The sequence below is a fragment of the Agaribacillus sp. DX54 genome (assembly GCF_056858335.1).
In genome coordinates, this window is record NZ_JBXEQE010000006.1 from 24,295 (window position 1) to 43,127 (window position 18,833).

Below are 18,833 nucleotides of genomic sequence, written 5' to 3' on the forward strand. Positions count from 1 at the left end.
ATGTCCGCATATTACTCAAAAATAGGTTTGCTTGCCATATTATCGCTTTCTTCCCAGTGTATTTCGTTCGGACAGGTGAAAAAAGATACATTATCATTATCACTGCAAGAAGCTATCTCTATAGCGCAAGATAGTTCATTGGAAGCATTTATTATGGAAAATAACCTGATTGCATCTTATTGGCAGTACAAAAACTATCAAGCTGCCAAATTACCGGCTATTGGTCTTAATACCCTTCCTTTCACTTTTAACAGAAACATATCACAGCAATTCGATATTACTGACAATAGTTTTAGGTATTTCGAAACGCAAAATCTGAACTCCTACCTTCAGTTGTCCATGACTCAGAATCTGCCATTTTCAGGAGGCAGCTTAAACCTGGACTCTGATGTAGGACGATTAGTGAATTTCGGAGATCTCGAAAATACACAATTTTCAGCTACTCAAATAAGAATTGGGCTCAGACAACCACTTTTTGCCTATAACCCGTTTAAATGGGATAAAATATTGGAACCTCTGAGGTATGAGAAAGCAAAATTAAACTATGTCCAATTTGCCGAACAAATCGCGCTTACAGCATTAAGCTATTTTTTTGATTTGGCAAACGCTGAATTGGATATGCAAATTGCAAAGACCAATATGAACAATGCCGATACTTTATACAGGATCGGGGAAAAACGCTTCGCTATTACCGCAATCAAAGAATCCGAATTACTAAATCTCAAACTCGAATTCCTCAACAATAAGACAGCTTTTACCCAGGCTAACAATAATTACATGAGAGCTGCCGCCCGGCTGAAAAGCTACCTGAATATTGAACCTCCCAAAATCATTTCTGCTGGTTTATCTTTGGAAATTCCGGAGATATTTATTTCTCCGGAAAAAGCCTTGTCAGTTGCCCAAAAAAACAACCCTGATTTCCTGGACTTTAAAGAGAGTGTATACCAGGCAGAAAGTGATGTAGAAAAAACAAAAAAAGATAACAGGTTCAGTGCGAATCTTGATGCAAGCTTGGGGTTGAATCAAAGAGGGAACAGTTTAAGAAAAGCTTATCGCAATCCACTTGAACAGGAGAGACTTAATGTTAGCATTTACTTTCCAATTGTTGACTGGGGTTTGGCAAAGGGCAAATATAAACTTGCCCAACGCGAAATGGAAACAACACTTATTTCTATCAAACAAAAAGAAATTGAACTGGAACAAGAGATCATCATGACAATCCTGGAGTTTAACCTTAAATCAGAAATACTGCAGAATTCCAGAGAAGCAGCTTCTGTAGCGAAACAAGCCTATGAAATTAGTAAAGATAGATTTATCGAAGGCCTGATCAATGTAAACGAACTGGTTATTCAACAGCAAAAAAGGGATAATACCCGAAAAAATTATATGGTTGAACTGGAATCATTCTGGAGGTTGTATTATCAAATCAGAAGCCTTACATTATATGATTTTTATTCTGAAACCAACCTTGTAGACATGATGTCGAATCAAATAAACAGATTGGAATTCAATTAGTAAATCTTTACCAAGATTGATAAAAAAATCATCAATTAAAGCCATTCAACTGTAGTAACTTCGACGGTTATCCAAATCAGAGACCGGAAACAAACAACCATAAAACAAAACTGATAAACTGTTTTAATTCTTTGCGCAATACCTTCATAGCCTTCCAAGCCAGGGTATAAACCGAACGAAGGTTAATATTCATAATATTGGAAACTTCTTCATAGGAAAACCCCTGGTAGAACAATAAATTGATTACCTGATTTTGCCTATCCGATAATTTCTCAATGGCCTGACTTAATTTCTTGCTTTTCATAGAATAATCTTGCTGATCTATCAGCCTTTGCTCAAATGGAAGAGCTATCTTATAAGGAATATGTTCAGGAAATTCGTCCAACGATAGATTCTTTTTTCTCTTTGCTAACTGGTCCAACATTCTTCTAGTCAAGGACTTAAACAGGTAGTACTTTATATGGCGAACGTCACCTAAATGAGATCTACGAATCCATATGTCTAAAAACAGATCATGCAAACAGTCTTTAACTATACTTCTTTCAGGTAAAAGATGACATCCAAAATTAAAAAGATCTTTAAGATATCTCCTGTAAATAGTTTGAAAAGCAGCCCGGTTTCCCTGCTTTAACAAACCCCATAATTCCAGATCGGAAAGATCATCTAAGGACTTTACTTTATCCGGGTACAACATTCTCATAAATTAACAGCATTAGGGCTTAACTACCAATTTCCCTACTCTTTCCTTGGATACATTCATTTTGTATCCTGTTACTATTTAAAAGTTATTGAAAATTTGCAAAAAAAAACATCAATATCTCCTACATTTTTTGCATAAGATAATAGTCGTTTTGCATTTGTTATTTGCCAGCTAAATCCAACATGCAGAATCTTTTGTCGGAATAAAACCTACAGGAACCCATGAGGTAACAAGCCATTGTTTAATGTTAAATTCAGGTTGTATTCGCTGTTTTTTTCAACCTCGGTAATATCCCCTTTTAATTTAAGGTATCAGATGATCGGGCAAATCCTTCACATTTTCACACCCGAGCTGTTCCATCACCTGTTTAAATTGTGTTTTAAAAAGATTAATGACCTGGTGCCCTCCTTGGGTACCTAATGCGCCCGTGCCATACATGAACGGCCTTCCCATAAAGGTCAGCCTGGCACCGCTGGCCAGGCATCGGGCGATATCGGGGCCTGATCTGATACCGCCATCCATCATTATTGTAATTTTATCGCCATACTTATCCGCCAGGCGTTTTAATGGCTTAATGGTGGACTCTCCCGCATCTAATTGCCTCCCTCCGTGATTGGATACGATGATGCCATCAGCGCCACAGGCTATCGCTTTTTCCATATCATGTTCGTTGACAATACCTTTAATCACCAGCTTACCTTTCCAGAGATCCCGCAATGCTTTTATCTTTTGCTCACTGAGTCTTCCATCGAAGGTGTCATTCATAAATTTGCCTAATTGACGAAGGTTTAGGTGCTTAGGCATATAAGGTTTAAGCGTGGCAAAATTGGGTTGTCCGTAGTAAAGGGTTTGCATGGCCCAAACAGGCTTGGCTATGATTTGAAGAATATTTCTTAACGACATTTTTGGCGGCATGGCAAGCCCGTTTCGAACATCTTTGTAGCGGATACCAAAACTCGGTGTATCAGCCAGGGCTACCAATACCTGGCAGCCGGCCCTTTCTGCCCTGAGCAACACATCGTCTCTTACTTTGTCTTCAGCCGGATGGTAAAGTTGAAACCAGAATTTTCCTCCTGTGATATCTCCGATGCGTTCAATACTAGTGGTGGTGACTGTGCTCAAAATAAAAGGTATGTTATGTTCTGCGGCTGCTTTCGCCAATATTTCAGGGGAATTAGGCCATATCAATCCTTGCAAGCCGATAGGCGAAATACCAAACGGGGCATCATATTCATGGTCAAACAACTTTGTATCGGTCTTGCAAGAATCAAACGCTTTCAGGTACTCAGGCATCAATGTTATCTCCTGTATATCGGATTTGTTTCTGGCGAGGTTGATCTCTTCGTTGGCCCCTCCGATCAGGTATTCAAAAGCAAATTTCGGGATTCGCTTTGAAGCTTTTTTTTTCAAATCATTCACGGAAGGATACCTTGTATCTATTAACGGATTGCTTTTTTGTTTACTCATAACTAAAAGTAGCAAAATATATTGATTGCCTTGTTACAATTCTTTTCATTGAGATTTAATTTTTCAGACCCATAGCCAGCTATCAAGTAGCCAGAAATCCGCCGTCGATGATAAAATAGCTTCCTGTTACCCAGGAGGCAGTATCACTTAGCAGATACAATACGGCATTGGCAATATCCTCTGGTGTACCCAGTCTCTTGAGCGGTAACCTTTGCGCTGTTTGCGCTAAAATTTCAGTGGGATTCTCAAAGGCTTGTACCGAACTATCCAGCAGTGGTGTTTTTACCTGGGCCGGACAAATGAGATTAATTCTTATTTCCGGTCCATAATCCAACGCAACTTGCCTGACCAATGCCGGTAAGGCCCCTTTGGAGGCAGTGTAGGCAGGGTGATTGGGAAAACCGTGAAATGCTGCGATCGAACCTATAATTACAATACTGCCCCCACCGTGCTTTTGCATCGCAGGAATACCATATTTCAGCAGGTAAAATACCGCATGGAGATTAGTCGCCATTGTGTCATGCCAATCCTCAATCGCCAACGTGTCAATTTTCCCTATCCCAAGCTGCCCTGCCGAAAGCACCATCATGTTCAATGCACCATAGTGGGCCAGCGCCTCTTCCACCAGTTGAAAATTAGTTTCAGCGTTTTTGACATCACCTGCCACAAAATGTGCCTGACCGGACAATTCATTCATCAGTTTGTGCCCTTTTTCCGAATCCCTGCCATTAATTATCAACCGGGCTCCTTCGTTGCTCAGCGCCTGCACAATGCCTCGCCCAATACCGCTGGTACCACCGGTTACAAGAGCCACTTTATCTTTTATTCCATACATTTTTAATCATAATTGTGTTATTACTTCAATGTAGCCACAAAAATGCGCTACCGGTTTTCTGCCTTGTATATAACCAAAAAGCCACACTAATCAGCTTGAAGTTTTCTCAAGTTGGCATCAAGAAATATGGCATCGCCTTTGGCAAGTTCATAGGTCACCACTTTGGCACCGTAACGTACCTTTACCGGATTTCCCAGTCGTGAGACGATCCTGCTATCTTTCAGCCTTCCGTTTTCCCAGGTTATGTTCACTTCAAAACCCCCTCTGGCCATCAGACCTGTAATTTTTCCGGAAGGCAAAGCGCCGGGAAGGGCCGGTAACAGATGCACTTCCCCTGCGTGTGATTGTAACAGCATTTCTGCAATGGCTGCCGTGGCACCATAATTCCCGTCAATTTGAAATGGCGGGTGGTTATCGAACATATTGGGGAGTGTCGATTTTGCCCAAAGCGCATTGAGGTTCTCCCATACTTTCTCACCGTCCATTAAACGGGCATAGAAATTTAACATCCATGCGCGGCTCCAGCCCGTATGGCCACCGCCATGTGCCAATCTGTACTTCAGTACCTTTTCAGCAGCCTTCATGTATTCCGGGCTGTTATTCCAATTGTACTCATTGGAAGGATAAAGTCCATAAAGATGAGAGATATGCCTGTGACCTGGTAAAGCCTCCTGTAACCGCTCATCTGACCACTCGAGTATACGGCCATCATGACCAATCATGGCCGGGGTTAAATTGTCGAGCTGAGATTGAAGTTTTTTGCGAAATGTTGCGTCTGTGTTTAATATTTCAGCAGCTTTAATACAACCGTTAAAAAGATGACGGACGATCTGCAGGTCCATAGCCGGCCCCTTTGTTACTGACGACCGTTGGCCATCGGGGGCGATAAATACATTTTCCGGAGACATGGAAGGACCTGTTACAAGCTTTCCGGTTTCAGGGTGTTTAACAAGAAAGTCCGACAGGAAAAGTGCCGCTTCGCGCATTACCGGGTATCCATAGGATCTGAGAAAATCCAGGTCTTCGGTAAAAAGATGATGCTCCCAAATATGGGTGGCCGCCCAGGCAGCCCCCATAGGCCATAATCCATATTGTGGCTTGCCGAAGGAAGTAGTAAAATGCCAAACATCGGTGGTATGATGGGCTGTAAATCCTCTGGCGCCATAAATTTCCCTGGCGCTTTTTCTGCCATTTTCCCTGAGCCTTCCAATAAACTCGAGAAAAGGAATGTGCAACTCCGACAAATTGGTAAGCTCAGATGGCCAGTAATTCATCTGGATGTTGATATTGATATGGTAATCCGAATTCCATGGTGGATTCAGGCCGTCTGCCCAGATTCCCTGGAGATTTGAGGGCAATGTGCCCGGGCGTGAACTACTTATGAGCAAGTAGCGGCCAAATTGAAAATAAAGTGCTGTCAAGGACGGGTCGTAAACGCCCCTTTTTTGTGCGTCGATCCTTTCATCGGTGGCAAATCCAACAGCCTCGGACACCGGCAATTCCAAATCAACGCGGTTAAAATATCGCTGGTAGTCGGTAATATGATCTTTAAGGATTTCTTCATATTGCCTGCCATTCGAATGGCTTTGATACTCATCACAAAGTTGTTCCGGATTTCCTCCAAAATAGTCCGTGCCGGCCACCAACCTAATTTCCATACTATTGGCATTATTCACCACCAGCTTTTTGTTTTCAACACTTACCGTTCCTCCCTCGGTAAAGACGGTAACCCTGGTTTCAAACTTCACCCCTTTTCCATCACTAAGGTGATGTGTCATCAACAGCATCCTACCTGCAACCTTTACCACTTCTCCTTCTCCGGGACGGGTAAGCTCAAGGCTGCAGGTAATCTGGCCCGGTTGACTGGCAGTGGCCCGCATAACGATTGCCTGATCAACGGCTGTTGAAAAAACCTCCCTGGTGTGCCATGCTTCCCCGGTCTTAAACCGCGTCAGCACAGTGGCGTCATAAAGATTGAGCTCCCTGCGATAATCGGTATAATGATCGATGCCTTCGAAGTCCATATAAAGATCACCAAGGGTCTGATAAGTATTGGTGCCGGATGGGAGTCTCTCACTCATAAGTTTTTCAACTGCCATTTTTTCAGCTTCCTGGTATTTGCCCTGAAACAGAAGGCTTCTTATCCGATCCACATGCTTGTGTCCCCCCTTTTTGTCCCGGTATTCATCACTTTTACTCCAGATGCTCTCCTCATTAAGCTGAAGACGCTCCTGCCCAACTCCGCCAAATGCCATAGCGCCCCATCTGCCATTGCCTACCGGAAGCGCTTCGTTCCAGTTGGCAGCCGGACGCTTAAACCATAACTTAAGGCTGTCAGCAGGTGTGGCGAAAGTGCTGCCGGTAATGACAAGCAAAAAACAAAAAATGCAAATGAAGGTTAAAGTCTTTTTCATAGTAAAGCGCTTGTATGAAAAAAATATCTCACTAATGTATTAAAAATGTAGAAAAATTACTTCCTCCTAATTCGCGTATGATAGTATTAGATTTGCCTAAGTGGCATAGGCTGTCGATAAAGCGCAACACTTCGGATAAGGTGAACAGCCGCCATCAAACAATTGCGGCATACTTATTCCTATAGCCGGAAGGAGACAAACCCATGATTTCTTTGAATTGCCTGTTGAAGTTTGAGATATTTTTAAAGCCGCTTTCGAAGCATATTTCCGAAATATTAAACTGCCGTTCCAGCAATAGTTTACAAGCGTAGCCAATACGAAATTCATTGATATACAGGGTTAATGTTTTATTATGTACCTTTCGAAAATAACGGCAAAATGATGATTTATTCATATTGGTCAGCGATGCGATTTTGTCCAGGGATATTTCTTCCTTGAAGTTATCGATGATGTATTCATAAACAATATCCATCCTTTTATTCTCCCCTTTTCCGAAGGCATTGACAAAACCGGGACTACAAAGGGGTTGGCACGTATCTGCAGCACTTAATGACTTCAGTATGTTAATTAACTCCATCACCCTTTGAAAGTTATCCATTTCAAGCATCTTATGAAGCCTTTGCCTGATTTTTGTTTTTATAGATCCCTGAAATTCAATACCATAACTTGCTCTTACCAGTAAATCGTTCACAGATTTCATCTCAGGTATCTGAAAAAAATCAGTACCGGCAAAGTTACGGTCGAAATGCACTACCAGTGCCCGGGCTTCTAAGGTGGAAGACTTCCTGAAGTATGCATGGTCGTTCAACCAAAGGTGGGGTACATGCTCACCAATCAAAATCAAATCATCCGGTTGGAACTTTTTAATACTGTCTCCGATAAACCTGGTCCCCGAACTGGCGACTATAGAGACTAATTCTATCTCAGCATGATAGTGCCAGACTTTTAAAAAATGGGGGTAACAATGTTCTTCTACATTAATAGACTTATACAGATGCGTGCTTCGATCAATAAACTTAGGTTTCATATAGTAAATTTGCCAATTAAATTCCGGTTTATATAATTATGCAAACAAACTATCGGATTCCATAGGCTTGTCGATAAAAATCTAACACTATTTTTTTATCTATCCGGATTTGGCCCTGAAGAATTTTATGTTCAGCCGGTAATAGTAATATACGGCAATACATGCACCGGGTCTGACTTCCGGCAAGATCGGGGATTCAACACACAACATCAGAAAAACAACCCTGCAATAAACCGGGAAAAAATATGTTTATTGCTTTTCATGATCAAAATCGGAGGTATTTAAAGTGAAAGAAGAATTGACCGGATCGCTTGCAGTGCGGCTCGCATGAACGTTGATTACGAACTTATACCGGTCAGCTTCCGATTCTTGTGATCACTTCATAGTCAACTACAATACGATAGTGAGCTACCATTGGCCATTTGTAGCCCTTGCAGACTACTAAGAATGGTAGTTTTTGTTTAAATAAATGCCTGATAGCATACTTAAAACACCTAGCCTGTCCAATAACAAGTGACAGCATGACAAATTCTGCGCTTATTAGAGCTAGTTATCGAGTATATGACAAATTGAAAAAATGCCGCCGATGACAAAAAAATCTATAGTAAACCTGTTAAGGCGCTATCACTTACCTCTTGTCATTAGCTAAGACATATGAGGGAAAATCCCAAATCCCGAAAATATCCCAGGGTTTAAACTTTCTCTATCCGCTTTATTCTGGCTCGCTTTCTCTTAACCCTGATGCCGTTTTCCTCAGCAAATTTTTTTACTATCTGCTGGATGTCATCCCGCATAAATTGTGGATAGGCATTTACCTTGTAGGTTCTGCTACCCTGTGTTTCATCCACCTTCTGGTATCGAATGTCTTTCTCCTTGGCAAAAGCTACTATCTGATGACCCAGTTTAGAGAGTTGTTCCTGTGATAATTTCAGGCCTAAAAATTGTACCGTTTTGTGCAGGGTGATCATTGTCAATAAATTTTATTCATTAATCCTTAATAATTACTTGAAGTTGTAGGCAATATAATACATGTCATTTGAAGTATCAATTTCTGCGCAGTAATCAGCCTGTTAATTTACTATCCTTGAACGAGTTTTTAACATAAAAGGCGAAAAACATTTTGAAAATATTACTTCCCGGTTTCCAAAGGGTTTTAAATAAATTCACAAAATGCAAGTGACACAACAAATTTTCAAAACCACTTAGTGTTTAATGTGACGTGTTTCTTACCTCCATAAGATCAACGTAAATATAAAAATTATGTTTACAACATTTTTTATTTTCTCCGGGTATTCAATTGAATGGCTATAATTCATAATTATTTGTAATAGTTCTAAATAGCCTTGGTTCTACTGTGGCAATTATTTAATTTCACACTGGAAAGTTAGTGAATAACTCGATGACTAATTTGGAACTAAATCTTTAAGGATATGGCTTTACCTCCTAATTATGCGGATATAAAAGAGAAATTTACACAATATCTAGGTACGAAAGGATTGCGTAAGACACCGGAACGGTATGCTATTTTGGAAGAAATATACAGCAATGACGGGCATTTTGATGTGGAATCATTGTATGTAAACATGAAAAACAAAAATTACCGGGTGAGCAGGGCAACTGTGTATAATACCCTGGATCTGTTACTGGATTGCAGCCTGGTAACCAGGCATCAATTTGGTCAGAATCTTTCTTTGTACGAAAAATCTTATGCTTACCGGCAGCACGATCATGTGATTTGTACAAAAACAAATCAAATTTTTGAATTTTGTGATCCACGGATACAGGCCATTCAAAAATTGGTGGAAGAGACTTTTGACTTTACTGTAGTAAGTCATACCCTGTATTTTTACGGCTATTGCAATAATGCAAAAGAAAAACAGCCCGAAAAACAACTAAAAACGGTGAAAACTTAACAGGGCTTTGGCTGTTGGATCAATAACATCTCATACTGCCGATGTAGAAATTCCGGTCCGGTGCTATTTCCGGATCATTAGATACTGCCGCTACAGTCGACCATTGGGTAGACGGGCTGATCCATTTTTCTTGCTCATCAATCCATACCTTCACCGGCATTGCAAAGTTCCCGACAACATTACTCCATCGCGCAAACAACTGGCCATCCTTTACAAAATACTCCAGTATCGGGGTTTGGGTGGTTCTAAGGTATTGGTCAAAAAAGCCATCGAGCGGCCTTCCTATCTGCTGGCTGAGATAGGCTTCAATTTGTTGCGTTGTCACTGTCTGGTGATAAAACTGCTCATTTAACCCCCTCAAAATTTGCCTCCACTTTTTGTCATTATTTACAATTTGTCTTAGTGTGTGCAAGATATTGCCCCCTTTATAATACATATCTGATGATCCTGCATGATTGACATGGTACACGCCAATTATAGGCCTGTCATTTTGAATTCTTTTTCTCGTACCAATGACATAATCCGCCCCGGCCTGCTTACCATAATAATATTCGACGAACAGGTTTTCCGAATAATTGGTAAAACTTTCGTGAATCCACATATCGGCGATGTCTTTATAGGTAATATTATTGGCAAACCACTCATGCCCTGACTCATGCACAATGATAAAGTCAAATTTCAAACCCCACCCCGTTTGGCTCAGGTCCTCTCCCCTGTAACCATTTCGATAGTCATTTCCATAGGTTACGGAACTTTGGTGCTCCATCCCAAGATAGGGGGCTTCAACCAATTTGTAACTATCTTCATAAAAAGGATAGGGACCGAACCAATGCTCAAATGCCTTTAACATCCGCGGCACTTCAGCAAATTGCTTCCGGGCTTTTTTGAGATTATCGCGCAATACATAATAGTCGATATCCAATTCGCCCTTTTCACCTGAATACTTTTCGCCAAAATGTACATAGTCTCCTATATTGATATTGACGCCATAGTTATTAATAGGATTAGACACATACCAATGAAATGTTTTGGTGTTATCACTAAGGGTTTCGACTTTTCTCAGCCTGCCATTAGAGACATTGATCAAGTTGGCCGGAACGTTGACGCTGATCAACATACTATCCGGTTCATCGTACATGTGATCCTTACACGGCCACCATACACTTGCTCCGATTCCCTGACAGGAAGAAGCTACAAAAGGCAATCCGCGTTTATCCTGCCTCCACGTAATTCCCCCATCCCAGGGCGGTCTGACCGCCACCTTCGGTGCACCCCCATAGTGTAATTCAATCGATTTAACGGCACCTACCACCTGTGACGCTGCCAATTGGATAAAATGGGCATTACCATCATGTATAATCTCCAGCGCTTTGCCATTTTGTATGGCCTTCGTGAGCTGTAAAGGAGACTGAAGGTCAATCTGCAACAGGTCGCCACTTTTTAATACCTTGTAATGAACCGTGTTGGTTCCATGGATGGTCTTTTCCGCAGGATCTACTTTAATGTCCAGGTGATAATAGGTCAGATCCCACCACGCCCGCTCCGGCGTGATGCTTCCCCGTAAGGTATCTTGTCTTGTAAAATCTGTGTTCTGAGAGAATGTCTGAAAAACGACTAAAGCCGAAAATAGCAGGGTGGTAAGATGTTTCATCTAAAAATTCAAATTTTGTGTAAAAATATCCGTAATATATCAAATATTTTCCTTAGCCAGTCATAGTATGGCTCAAAGCCATATTAGCACTCAAACGACCGGGTATCTCCAACTACTATCCTAAATTTTTTCAAAAAAAACACAAGCTGCGCAAGTTTTTATAACCAATGACATCAAAACAGGAAACAAGTATTCACAGTTAAAACGTATAGTATGAAAACTCAAAATTTAAAATACGTCGCATTGGTATTATCACTGCTGTTTAGCGCCGTTAGCTTGAACGCAATGGCACAGGAAGATCAGGAAAACGAAAGCAGGCAGGGGCCCCGAAAACACTGGCGCAGCCACAGGGGATCCGGTGATGGTGAATTCCGAATATTTAACATTCTGGGACTTACAGATCAGCAAAAAGAGCAAATCAAAAAAATAAGACTGCAAGCACAGAAAGAAGCGCTTCCCGTCAGGAATGAGGTGCATGAAAAAAGGGCACGGCTTAACACACTTCGTACCACCGAGAAAGCAGACTTGAATGAAATCAATAAAGTGGTGGAAGATATCGGCAGTTTACAAACCCAACTGATGAAAAACCGTGAAATGACCAGGCAGCAGGTCCGGAACCTTCTTAATGAGGAGCAAAGACTATTTTTCGACTCACAAAGGCATGGTTCGCGTCATGTTAAACACAGAAGACATGGCAGCATGTAATAAACGATAAAAAGGCATTAAGTAAATAAAATAGATGTATCCTGAGTGGCCCCTTGGACGGATTTATTCCGGTTGAGGGGCATTTTTTTATGTCGGCTTTTTGTAAGGAGGCAGACCATCCATCTAAATCATCTCATCTGACATTTTGCCATTTATTGCGCATATGTACTGTATATCAACCCACAAACCAAACGGGTAGATCAATTCCTGTCGGCGGTATTGGACTTTGGGGTAACAGCCCTCTTGCTAATGAAGATGGCATAGCAAACTGTTCATGAAATTAAGGTTCCGGCTTTCCGCAAATATATTCCGGCAGATTGGGATGGTCATATCAAAGGTGAAGATTGGGCTGAAAATCATTATAAAAATGTGAAATTGAACAATGGTTTTACGAAAGATCATGTTTAAGTCACCTGCAACCGCCCCGGGAGTTTGACAAAATAGTTAAGTAATTAGACGTTATCCGACCTGCTGAAAGCGCTGTCAAAAGCCAAACTCAACCCTTCAAAGGGATAAGAGTAGAGACTTTTGACAGCTTTTTTCATATACCTGGCCAATTGGTTACCAATCCCCTTTGCCGTTTATAAGGATATAATTATCTTGATCGGAAGAAATAAGTAGAAATTCTATGCAAATAAAAGAAAACGCAAAACAGTATGACGTATGTATCGTTGGTTCAGGAGCCGGCGGTGGTATGGCTGCCAAGGTTTTAACTGAGGCCGGTGCCAAAGTGGCATTGCTGGAAGCAGGACCCGATTATGATTCGGCCAAAGGAGACATGTTTAAATGGCCTTATCAATCTCCCAGGCGTGGGGCCCCGACACACCGTCCCTTTGGAGAATTCGATGCCTGTTATGGTGGTTGGGAAATTGAGGGTGAACCTTATACGGTATCGAAAGGTACGCAGTTCGACTGGTTCAGGGCCAGGATGCTGGGTGGTCGTACTAACCATTGGGGGCGCATTTCATTACGATTCGGCCCGCTGGATTTTAAAAGAAGAAGCCTGGATGGACTGGGTGACGATTGGCCAATCGGCTATGATGATATAAAACCTTATTACGATAAAGTGGATAAACTCGTAGGTATTTTTGGCACCAAAGAGGGGATCTTGAATGAACCTGATGGTATCTTCATGCCACCTCCCAAACCCAGAGGTTACGAATTATTGGTTAAAAGGGCTGGTGACAAACTGGGAATCCCTGTTATCCCGTCACGCTTGTCGATTTTAACACAACCACTGAATGGCAGGGCAGCATGCCACTACTGCTCCCAATGCGGAAGGGGATGTTCTACCCACTCAAATTTTTCTACCCCTTCAGTACTGTTGCCACCCGCGCATAAAACCGGCAACCTGGATCTGATATTACATGCCATGGCCAGGGAGGTGCTGACCGACAGTGAGGGATTGGCGACGGGTGTATCATACGTCAACACGCTGGATGGCCTGGAATACCAGGTAAATGCCAAAATTGTGATTTTGGCCGCCGGTGCCTGTGAGTCGGCAAGGTTGATGTTAAACTCGGTTTCTGACAGACACCCCAACGGGCTTGCAAATTCCAGCGATGTAGTGGGCAAATATTTATTGGATAGTACAGGCACCGACATGGCAGCGATCGTACCGGACCTGATTGACGGCATTCCGCATAACGAAGATGGAACGGGTGGTATGCATGTATATGTTCCCTGGTGGCTAAATGACAAAAAACTTGATTTTCCCAGGGGTTACCATATTGAAATCTGGGGCGGACGACATATGCCGAGTTACGGATTCATGGGTAGCATTCATAAAGTCAACAAAATACTCGGGGTGGTAGACGGCAAACCCAGGCCCAGTGGCGGTGGCTATGGTAAGCAGTTGAAAGAAGATTATCGACGGCTGTACGGCTCGGTCGTAGGATTCGCCGGCCGTGGTGAGGCAGTAGCCTTCAAAGAGAACTACTGTGAAATCGACCCCGTGGTAGTGGATAAATATGGTATTCCCGTACTTAAATTTCATTACAAATGGAGTGAACATGAAATCAATCAGGTGAAGCACATGCATGATACCTTCGAGGAAATGTTCGGGGCGATGAACGCCATCCCGCTTTGGCCTAAACCAGGCAAGGAAGATGACTATGGTATTCTGACTCCGGGCAGGATTATACATGAATTAGGAGTAGCCAGAATGGGAAATGATCCCAAAACCGCACCCCTGAATAAATTCTGCCAGGCTCACGAGGTGAAAAACCTTTTTGTAGTAGACGGCGCCCCCTTTGTTTCCCAGGCCGACAAAAACCCGACCTGGACCATCCTGGCTCTGTCTATGCGTACCTCGGAATTTATTATCGATGAAATGAAAAAACAAAACCTTTAAAAAAGTATTGTCATGTCACAGATTTCAAGAAGAGATTCTTTAAAATACATTACCCTGGCTTCCATTGCCGCAGGTACGGCTGTTGGCTGTACCCCGACAGAAAAAGGAGACGATTTGTCTCATCATGGCCACACTGTCGATCAAAGTGAGGCGTTTAAAAACCTGTCAAAGGAAGACCTTGCTTTACTTGAGCAAACGTTTTTTACTGAGGAAGAGCGGGAAACCGTACGAGTTCTGGCCAATATTATCATTCCCGAAGATGATAAATCAGGCAATGCCGAAGCCGCCGGGGTTCCCAAATTTATCGAATTCATGATGCTTGACCAACCCGAACACCAAACGGCCATGCGAGGAGGCCTGAAATGGATCAATGTCCAGGCCACAAAAAGGTACAATAAAGTATTCATCAATTGTACGGAACCTGAACAATTGGCCATAGTCGACGATATCGCCTATCCCGATACCGCCGCCCCAAAGTTCTCCCAGGGTGTCAACTTCTTCAATCAATTCCGGGACTTTGTAGCTACCGGCTTCTTCACCAGCAAAATTGGCATCGAAGATCTCCAATATATGGGTAACCGCCCTTCAGTCTGGAATGGCGCACCTCAGGAATGGTTGGATAAGTTGGGGGTTAGTTATGATGGGTAGTTGGTTCCGGGTTCAGGGTTTGAAGTTTTACAGGTTGCGGGGTTTTAGGGGGCATATTGACAGGTTGTACATTCGGTTTTAAAGCATGGCGCAAGCGTCCCGCGGCTATTACACAACGCAAACATGTGCCTGTATTTTTATTTTATCAGCGAAAACCGCTGTGTCCCTTTGTGTCTTTGTGCCTCTGTGGTTAAAAAAAGTACACCACAAGTTCCCCAAGGTCAGACAATTGACCAAACATCTAACAAAAATTCCTGAAAATAAATTATCTGCGAAGTCTATTTGCCAATTTCTGTGGGATTACGGCAAATACTGAAAGGGAGATCACCGGTTGAATATGATCGTTAAACGAGCTTAAATAATTTCTGGAACGTTCGCCCTGTTCAAGGATAACATTCTGCAAAGGTTGGGTTAAACCCATTTCGAAAGACATCCACAGCCAATCATGGATTTCCCGCTCGAGGCCAACATTAAAAGAAAGCTCGGTTCTTCTGATTTCCAGATCACTGACTTCCTGATAAATTCTGTCTGCAAAACTGTAGTTAAAATTATTAGCCTCTATAGCACTGTAAAAATAGAATTTATTAGACATCAGGTGACGATAAGTAATACTTCTCGGTAGCAGGGCATCGATAAAGTTTCTTTGGTCAATTCTTTTGCTAAAAGCTACCACAGGACTTGCTGAAAATCTTCCCAAGTTTACACCGGAGGCAATGCCAAATCCTAATTTGTTGTAATCCCCATATTCCTTACCGACCACCACACTGGCCCCAAAACTATTGGGGGAGGGCATGTTTTTGAAGCTGGTTTTTTCAGAGCGGCTTGAGCCGGAAACAACGCCTAATAGAAATTTATCGTTTTTCAGTTTCTTTTCTCCAATCAGTGTAAAGCCCAGCTTTTGAAAAGCTACGTTCCCAAAATCACCGGCCTCTTCCGGGATATGAACCCTTTCGTGCTGGTATCCAACCTGTCCGATTAACTTAAATCCGGAGGATAAGATCATGGGAAAACGCAGGCTGGTTTTTATTACGTGGCCTTCCCCCTCTTCATCTAAATTAGATTCCCCGCTGGGGTTGGCATTTGCATAAGGATAGTTACGGTAGGTTAATTCAAAAAACTTAGCTCTTGGAAACATCAGGTCTATCCCGTTATCTGCCGCTTTTTTCTTTTTCGCAGCCTTATCACCCGGATCATCATCGTTGTTAATCAGTGAAGCAAAACACGGACACTGGGTAAAGGAGAATACCACAAAACAGATAAGTGATAGTTTTTGTTTCATTTAGAAGTAACTTGAATAAATAAAAATCAACCTTAGTAATTATTACTTCATCGAATAAATTTAAGTGCAGAGTTTGTTACGAATAACAAAGATGTGCATTAATTCTTATTTTTTCCATTCATTTTTGCCATTTTTATTACAAACGACCAGTAAATCACCCGCAAAATGAAGCATGATTTAAACTATATCAATAATCGTGCAAATTATTTGTATAGCGTTATAAAATTTTCAAAAATACGGGTCATACCATAATTTCCTCTGTTAATTCCGATACCTCAACATAACCTTTGGCATTAACGTTCGCCAAATTCACTTTTTTTAACGAATTAATGAGTAATGGGTCATATTTAGCCGTGACACGAATATAGTTTTCGGTGAATCCGTGCATCATTCCGCCCTCTATATCATCTTCAAAAAGCACAGTAGCTTGTCGCCCAAGGTTATCTTCATAAAACCTTCTCCTCTTTTTTTCCGAAAGACTTCTCAACATGCTCGATCTGTGATGCCTGACAGCCCCAGGCACTATTTGCGTCATTCTGGCAGCTTCCGTATTGGTTCGCTCCGAATAGGTGAATACATGTAAATAGGAAATCTCCAGTTCATTTAAAAAATGATAGGTTTCCAGAAAGTCTTCCTCAGTTTCACCCGGAAAACCAACAATAACATCCACGCCAATACAACAATGCGGCATCAGGGATTTTATGCTGGCAACCCGGTCCTGATAAAGTTCGCGCAGGTAACGCCTTTTCATGGATTTAAGGATTTTGTTTGATCCGGATTGTAAGGGAATATGAAAATGGGGCACAAATCGTCGGGAATTGGCCACAAGTTCAATAATCTCATCTTTCAACAGATTCGGTTCGATCGATGAAATCCGGATTCTTTCAAGACCTTCCACCTGATCCAGGGCCCTCACCAGCTCCGGGAAGGATTCCTGCTTTTTACCATTTTGCCAGCCAAAATCCCCGATATTCACCCCCGTCAATACAATTTCCTTTACCTCCGTTTTTGTGATCTCCTTTGCGGACGCCACAATACTATCGATACTATCACTCCGGCTTTTGCCCCTGGCCAATGGAATCGTACAAAAAGTGCACGAGTAATTGCACCCGTCCTGTACCTTGAGAAAAGTCCTCGTGCGGTCTTGGGCAGAATAGGCATGGTAAAAGCCGGTAGCCGCTGCAATTTCAGAAGCCAAAACCTGGGGTCGGTCTTTTTTGACAAAACCATCAAGCAGGTCAATCAGTTGAAACTTCTCCGCTGCGCCTAAGACCGCATCTACCCCCGGTATTTCCGATATCTCCCTGGGTTTTAGCTGGGCATAACACCCAATAATAGCAATATAGGCCTTTGGGGAGACTTTAAGCGCCTCCCTGACCACTTTTCTGCACTTCCTGTCTGCATTGTCGGTTACCGAACAGGTATTGATTATGAAGATATCAGGCTTATCCGTGAAATCCACTTTTTGATATCCCTTCTTCTCACACATACGTGCAATGGTCGAAGTCTCTGAAAAGTTCAGTTTACAACCTAACGTATAAAAGGCAACTTTCTTCATCTTGAATTATTCCTGTCAAGCCACAAATTTAATCAAATATTTTTTCCGGACTCAATGGCCAATACTTTTAATTCATTCCCCTTCCGGAATTGACTGACTCCAGGACCACGCTGATTTCCGAAGGGTTGTCAATCAAAAAATCGGGGTTACAGGATTTAAGGAGATCCCTGGTGTGGAAACCCCAGCTTACGGCAGTGATAACGATGCCGCATTTACGTGCCGCCTCGATATCGCGGCTTTCATCACCTATGAGCATCACCTGGCTTTTGTTCAATCCCTGCTTTTTCAGGATGGACTTGATGGCTTTTGACTTTTGAAACAGCTTCACCCCGGAGTCTACAAACCGGAAATACTGCTCCCACTCATTATTAGTCAGGAATTGTGTCACATTTTCCTTTGAGTTTGAAGTGAGGATACCCATGTTGAATCCCTTTTTCTTCAGGAGGCTCAATTCTTCCTGTATCCCGTCAAATGGGAGCAACTCACCAAGTCTTTCCCTCATGGCTTTTCTGAGACGCCTGACCAGAAAGGGTAACCTGAAATATGAAATACCCAGTTCCCTGATTATTTCCCGGCTGCTCAACCCCCGGTAATGCGGCAATGCTGATTTGTCCACCTTCTTGTACTTAAACTCATCGGCCAGGCTGTTGGCAATCTCGAGACCAGTGGAAATACTATCGGCAATGGTGCCGTCAAAGTCAAAGATAAGTGTTTTAACCGGTTGCAAGGTCAGGGTAAAGTTTAGCGCGTTTACACATTGATTTTTAA

The 18,833-nt window shown here is 42.3% G+C and carries 15 protein-coding genes; 5 read left to right on the forward strand and 10 right to left on the reverse strand.

The features are described 5' to 3' along the window. Entirely contained in the window at nucleotides 1-1,515 is a 1,515-nt protein-coding gene (locus AC04NP_RS08900) for a TolC family protein (RefSeq protein ID WP_482859247.1), read from the forward strand. Between the two features lie 76 nt (nucleotides 1,516-1,591). On the opposite strand, the gene AC04NP_RS08905 is transcribed toward AC04NP_RS08900, so the two are convergent. The 6 genes from AC04NP_RS08905 to AC04NP_RS08930 all read right to left on the reverse strand — a co-directional run bounded on the left by AC04NP_RS08905 (nucleotide 1,592) and on the right by AC04NP_RS08930 (nucleotide 8,926). Further along, complete coding sequence (locus AC04NP_RS08905; protein ID WP_482859248.1) at nucleotides 1,592-2,215, reverse strand: RNA polymerase sigma factor; 624 nt, start codon at nucleotides 2,213-2,215, stop codon at nucleotides 1,592-1,594. A gap of 303 nt (nucleotides 2,216-2,518) precedes the next feature. Further along, nucleotides 2,519-3,682, reverse strand: a complete 1,164-nt coding sequence (locus tag AC04NP_RS08910) for an alpha-hydroxy acid oxidase (protein ID WP_482859250.1) — start codon at nucleotides 3,680-3,682, stop codon at nucleotides 2,519-2,521. Nucleotides 3,683-3,764: 82 nt separating this feature from the next. Then, on the reverse strand, nucleotides 3,765-4,517 hold the full coding sequence (locus tag AC04NP_RS08915; RefSeq protein WP_482859251.1) for an SDR family NAD(P)-dependent oxidoreductase: 753 nt from the start codon (nucleotides 4,515-4,517) through the stop codon (nucleotides 3,765-3,767). 86 nt (nucleotides 4,518-4,603) lie between these two features. Then, the gene (locus tag AC04NP_RS08920; protein WP_482859253.1) at nucleotides 4,604-6,931 is read right to left on the reverse strand and encodes a glycoside hydrolase family 95 protein; all 2,328 of its coding nucleotides are present in this window, start codon (nucleotides 6,929-6,931) and stop codon (nucleotides 4,604-4,606) included. A gap of 154 nt (nucleotides 6,932-7,085) precedes the next feature. Next, nucleotides 7,086-7,958, reverse strand: a complete 873-nt coding sequence (locus AC04NP_RS08925; RefSeq protein WP_482859254.1) for an AraC family transcriptional regulator — start codon at nucleotides 7,956-7,958, stop codon at nucleotides 7,086-7,088. A 692-nt stretch (nucleotides 7,959-8,650) separates the two neighbouring features. Continuing rightward, nucleotides 8,651-8,926: a hypothetical protein gene (locus tag AC04NP_RS08930; protein WP_482859256.1), complete on the reverse strand. Its 276-nt coding sequence runs from the start codon at nucleotides 8,924-8,926 to the stop codon at nucleotides 8,651-8,653. 462 nt (nucleotides 8,927-9,388) lie between these two features. Between AC04NP_RS08930 and AC04NP_RS08935 the strand changes: the two genes are divergently transcribed. Next, a complete protein-coding gene (locus tag AC04NP_RS08935) occupies nucleotides 9,389-9,871 on the forward strand; it encodes a Fur family transcriptional regulator (RefSeq protein WP_482859257.1) in 483 nt (160 codons plus the stop codon). Nucleotides 9,872-9,890: 19 nt separating this feature from the next. Here AC04NP_RS08935 and AC04NP_RS08940 read toward each other — a convergent pair whose 3' ends face one another. Then, nucleotides 9,891-11,522: a M1 family metallopeptidase gene (locus AC04NP_RS08940; RefSeq protein ID WP_482859259.1), complete on the reverse strand. Its 1,632-nt coding sequence runs from the start codon at nucleotides 11,520-11,522 to the stop codon at nucleotides 9,891-9,893. A gap of 213 nt (nucleotides 11,523-11,735) precedes the next feature. Here AC04NP_RS08940 and AC04NP_RS08945 point away from each other — a divergent pair, with 213 nt between their 5' ends. The 3 genes from AC04NP_RS08945 to AC04NP_RS08955 all read left to right on the forward strand — a co-directional run bounded on the left by AC04NP_RS08945 (nucleotide 11,736) and on the right by AC04NP_RS08955 (nucleotide 15,228). Then, nucleotides 11,736-12,227, forward strand: coding sequence for a Spy/CpxP family protein refolding chaperone (locus tag AC04NP_RS08945; RefSeq protein WP_482859260.1), 492 nt, complete (start codon nucleotides 11,736-11,738; stop codon nucleotides 12,225-12,227). 628 nt (nucleotides 12,228-12,855) lie between these two features. Further along, on the forward strand, nucleotides 12,856-14,580 hold the full coding sequence (locus AC04NP_RS08950; protein WP_482859261.1) for a GMC oxidoreductase: 1,725 nt from the start codon (nucleotides 12,856-12,858) through the stop codon (nucleotides 14,578-14,580). Nucleotides 14,581-14,592: 12 nt separating this feature from the next. Then, nucleotides 14,593-15,228, forward strand: a complete 636-nt coding sequence (locus AC04NP_RS08955; protein WP_482859262.1) for a gluconate 2-dehydrogenase subunit 3 family protein — start codon at nucleotides 14,593-14,595, stop codon at nucleotides 15,226-15,228. Nucleotides 15,229-15,493: 265 nt separating this feature from the next. Here the strand turns inward: AC04NP_RS08955 and AC04NP_RS08960 are convergent, their stop codons facing one another. The 3 genes from AC04NP_RS08960 to AC04NP_RS08970 all read right to left on the reverse strand — a co-directional run bounded on the left by AC04NP_RS08960 (nucleotide 15,494) and on the right by AC04NP_RS08970 (nucleotide 18,792). Further along, nucleotides 15,494-16,507 carry a hypothetical protein gene (locus AC04NP_RS08960; RefSeq protein ID WP_482859263.1) on the reverse strand — a complete coding sequence of 338 codons (1,014 nt, stop codon included), beginning with the start codon at nucleotides 16,505-16,507 and terminating at the stop codon, nucleotides 15,494-15,496. Between the two features lie 241 nt (nucleotides 16,508-16,748). After that, a complete protein-coding gene (mtaB, locus tag AC04NP_RS08965) occupies nucleotides 16,749-18,065 on the reverse strand; it encodes a tRNA (N(6)-L-threonylcarbamoyladenosine(37)-C(2))-methylthiotransferase MtaB (protein ID WP_482859264.1) in 1,317 nt (438 codons plus the stop codon). Between the two features lie 67 nt (nucleotides 18,066-18,132). Then, nucleotides 18,133-18,792 carry an HAD-IA family hydrolase gene (locus tag AC04NP_RS08970; RefSeq protein WP_482859265.1) on the reverse strand — a complete coding sequence of 220 codons (660 nt, stop codon included), beginning with the start codon at nucleotides 18,790-18,792 and terminating at the stop codon, nucleotides 18,133-18,135. Nucleotides 18,793-18,833: the final 41 nt, after the last annotated feature.

What these genes read in the sequence shown, in the direction of transcription:
- AC04NP_RS08900 (WP_482859247.1), top strand. Translation starts at nt 1, where the DNA reads ATGTCCGCATATTACTCAAAAATAGGTTTGCTTGCCATATTATCGCTT.
- AC04NP_RS08905 (WP_482859248.1), bottom strand. Translation starts at nt 2,215, where the DNA reads ATGAGAATGTTGTACCCGGATAAAGTAAAGTCCTTAGATGATCTTTCC.
- AC04NP_RS08910 (WP_482859250.1), bottom strand. Translation starts at nt 3,682, where the DNA reads ATGAGTAAACAAAAAAGCAATCCGTTAATAGATACAAGGTATCCTTCC.
- AC04NP_RS08915 (WP_482859251.1), bottom strand. Translation starts at nt 4,517, where the DNA reads ATGTATGGAATAAAAGATAAAGTGGCTCTTGTAACCGGTGGTACCAGC.
- AC04NP_RS08920 (WP_482859253.1), bottom strand. Translation starts at nt 6,931, where the DNA reads ATGAAAAAGACTTTAACCTTCATTTGCATTTTTTGTTTTTTGCTTGTC.
- AC04NP_RS08925 (WP_482859254.1), bottom strand. Translation starts at nt 7,958, where the DNA reads ATGAAACCTAAGTTTATTGATCGAAGCACGCATCTGTATAAGTCTATT.
- AC04NP_RS08930 (WP_482859256.1), bottom strand. Translation starts at nt 8,926, where the DNA reads ATGATCACCCTGCACAAAACGGTACAATTTTTAGGCCTGAAATTATCA.
- AC04NP_RS08935 (WP_482859257.1), top strand. Translation starts at nt 9,389, where the DNA reads ATGGCTTTACCTCCTAATTATGCGGATATAAAAGAGAAATTTACACAA.
- AC04NP_RS08940 (WP_482859259.1), bottom strand. Translation starts at nt 11,522, where the DNA reads ATGAAACATCTTACCACCCTGCTATTTTCGGCTTTAGTCGTTTTTCAG.
- AC04NP_RS08945 (WP_482859260.1), top strand. Translation starts at nt 11,736, where the DNA reads ATGAAAACTCAAAATTTAAAATACGTCGCATTGGTATTATCACTGCTG.
- AC04NP_RS08950 (WP_482859261.1), top strand. Translation starts at nt 12,856, where the DNA reads ATGCAAATAAAAGAAAACGCAAAACAGTATGACGTATGTATCGTTGGT.
- AC04NP_RS08955 (WP_482859262.1), top strand. Translation starts at nt 14,593, where the DNA reads ATGTCACAGATTTCAAGAAGAGATTCTTTAAAATACATTACCCTGGCT.
- AC04NP_RS08960 (WP_482859263.1), bottom strand. Translation starts at nt 16,507, where the DNA reads ATGAAACAAAAACTATCACTTATCTGTTTTGTGGTATTCTCCTTTACC.
- mtaB (WP_482859264.1), bottom strand. Translation starts at nt 18,065, where the DNA reads ATGAAGAAAGTTGCCTTTTATACGTTAGGTTGTAAACTGAACTTTTCA.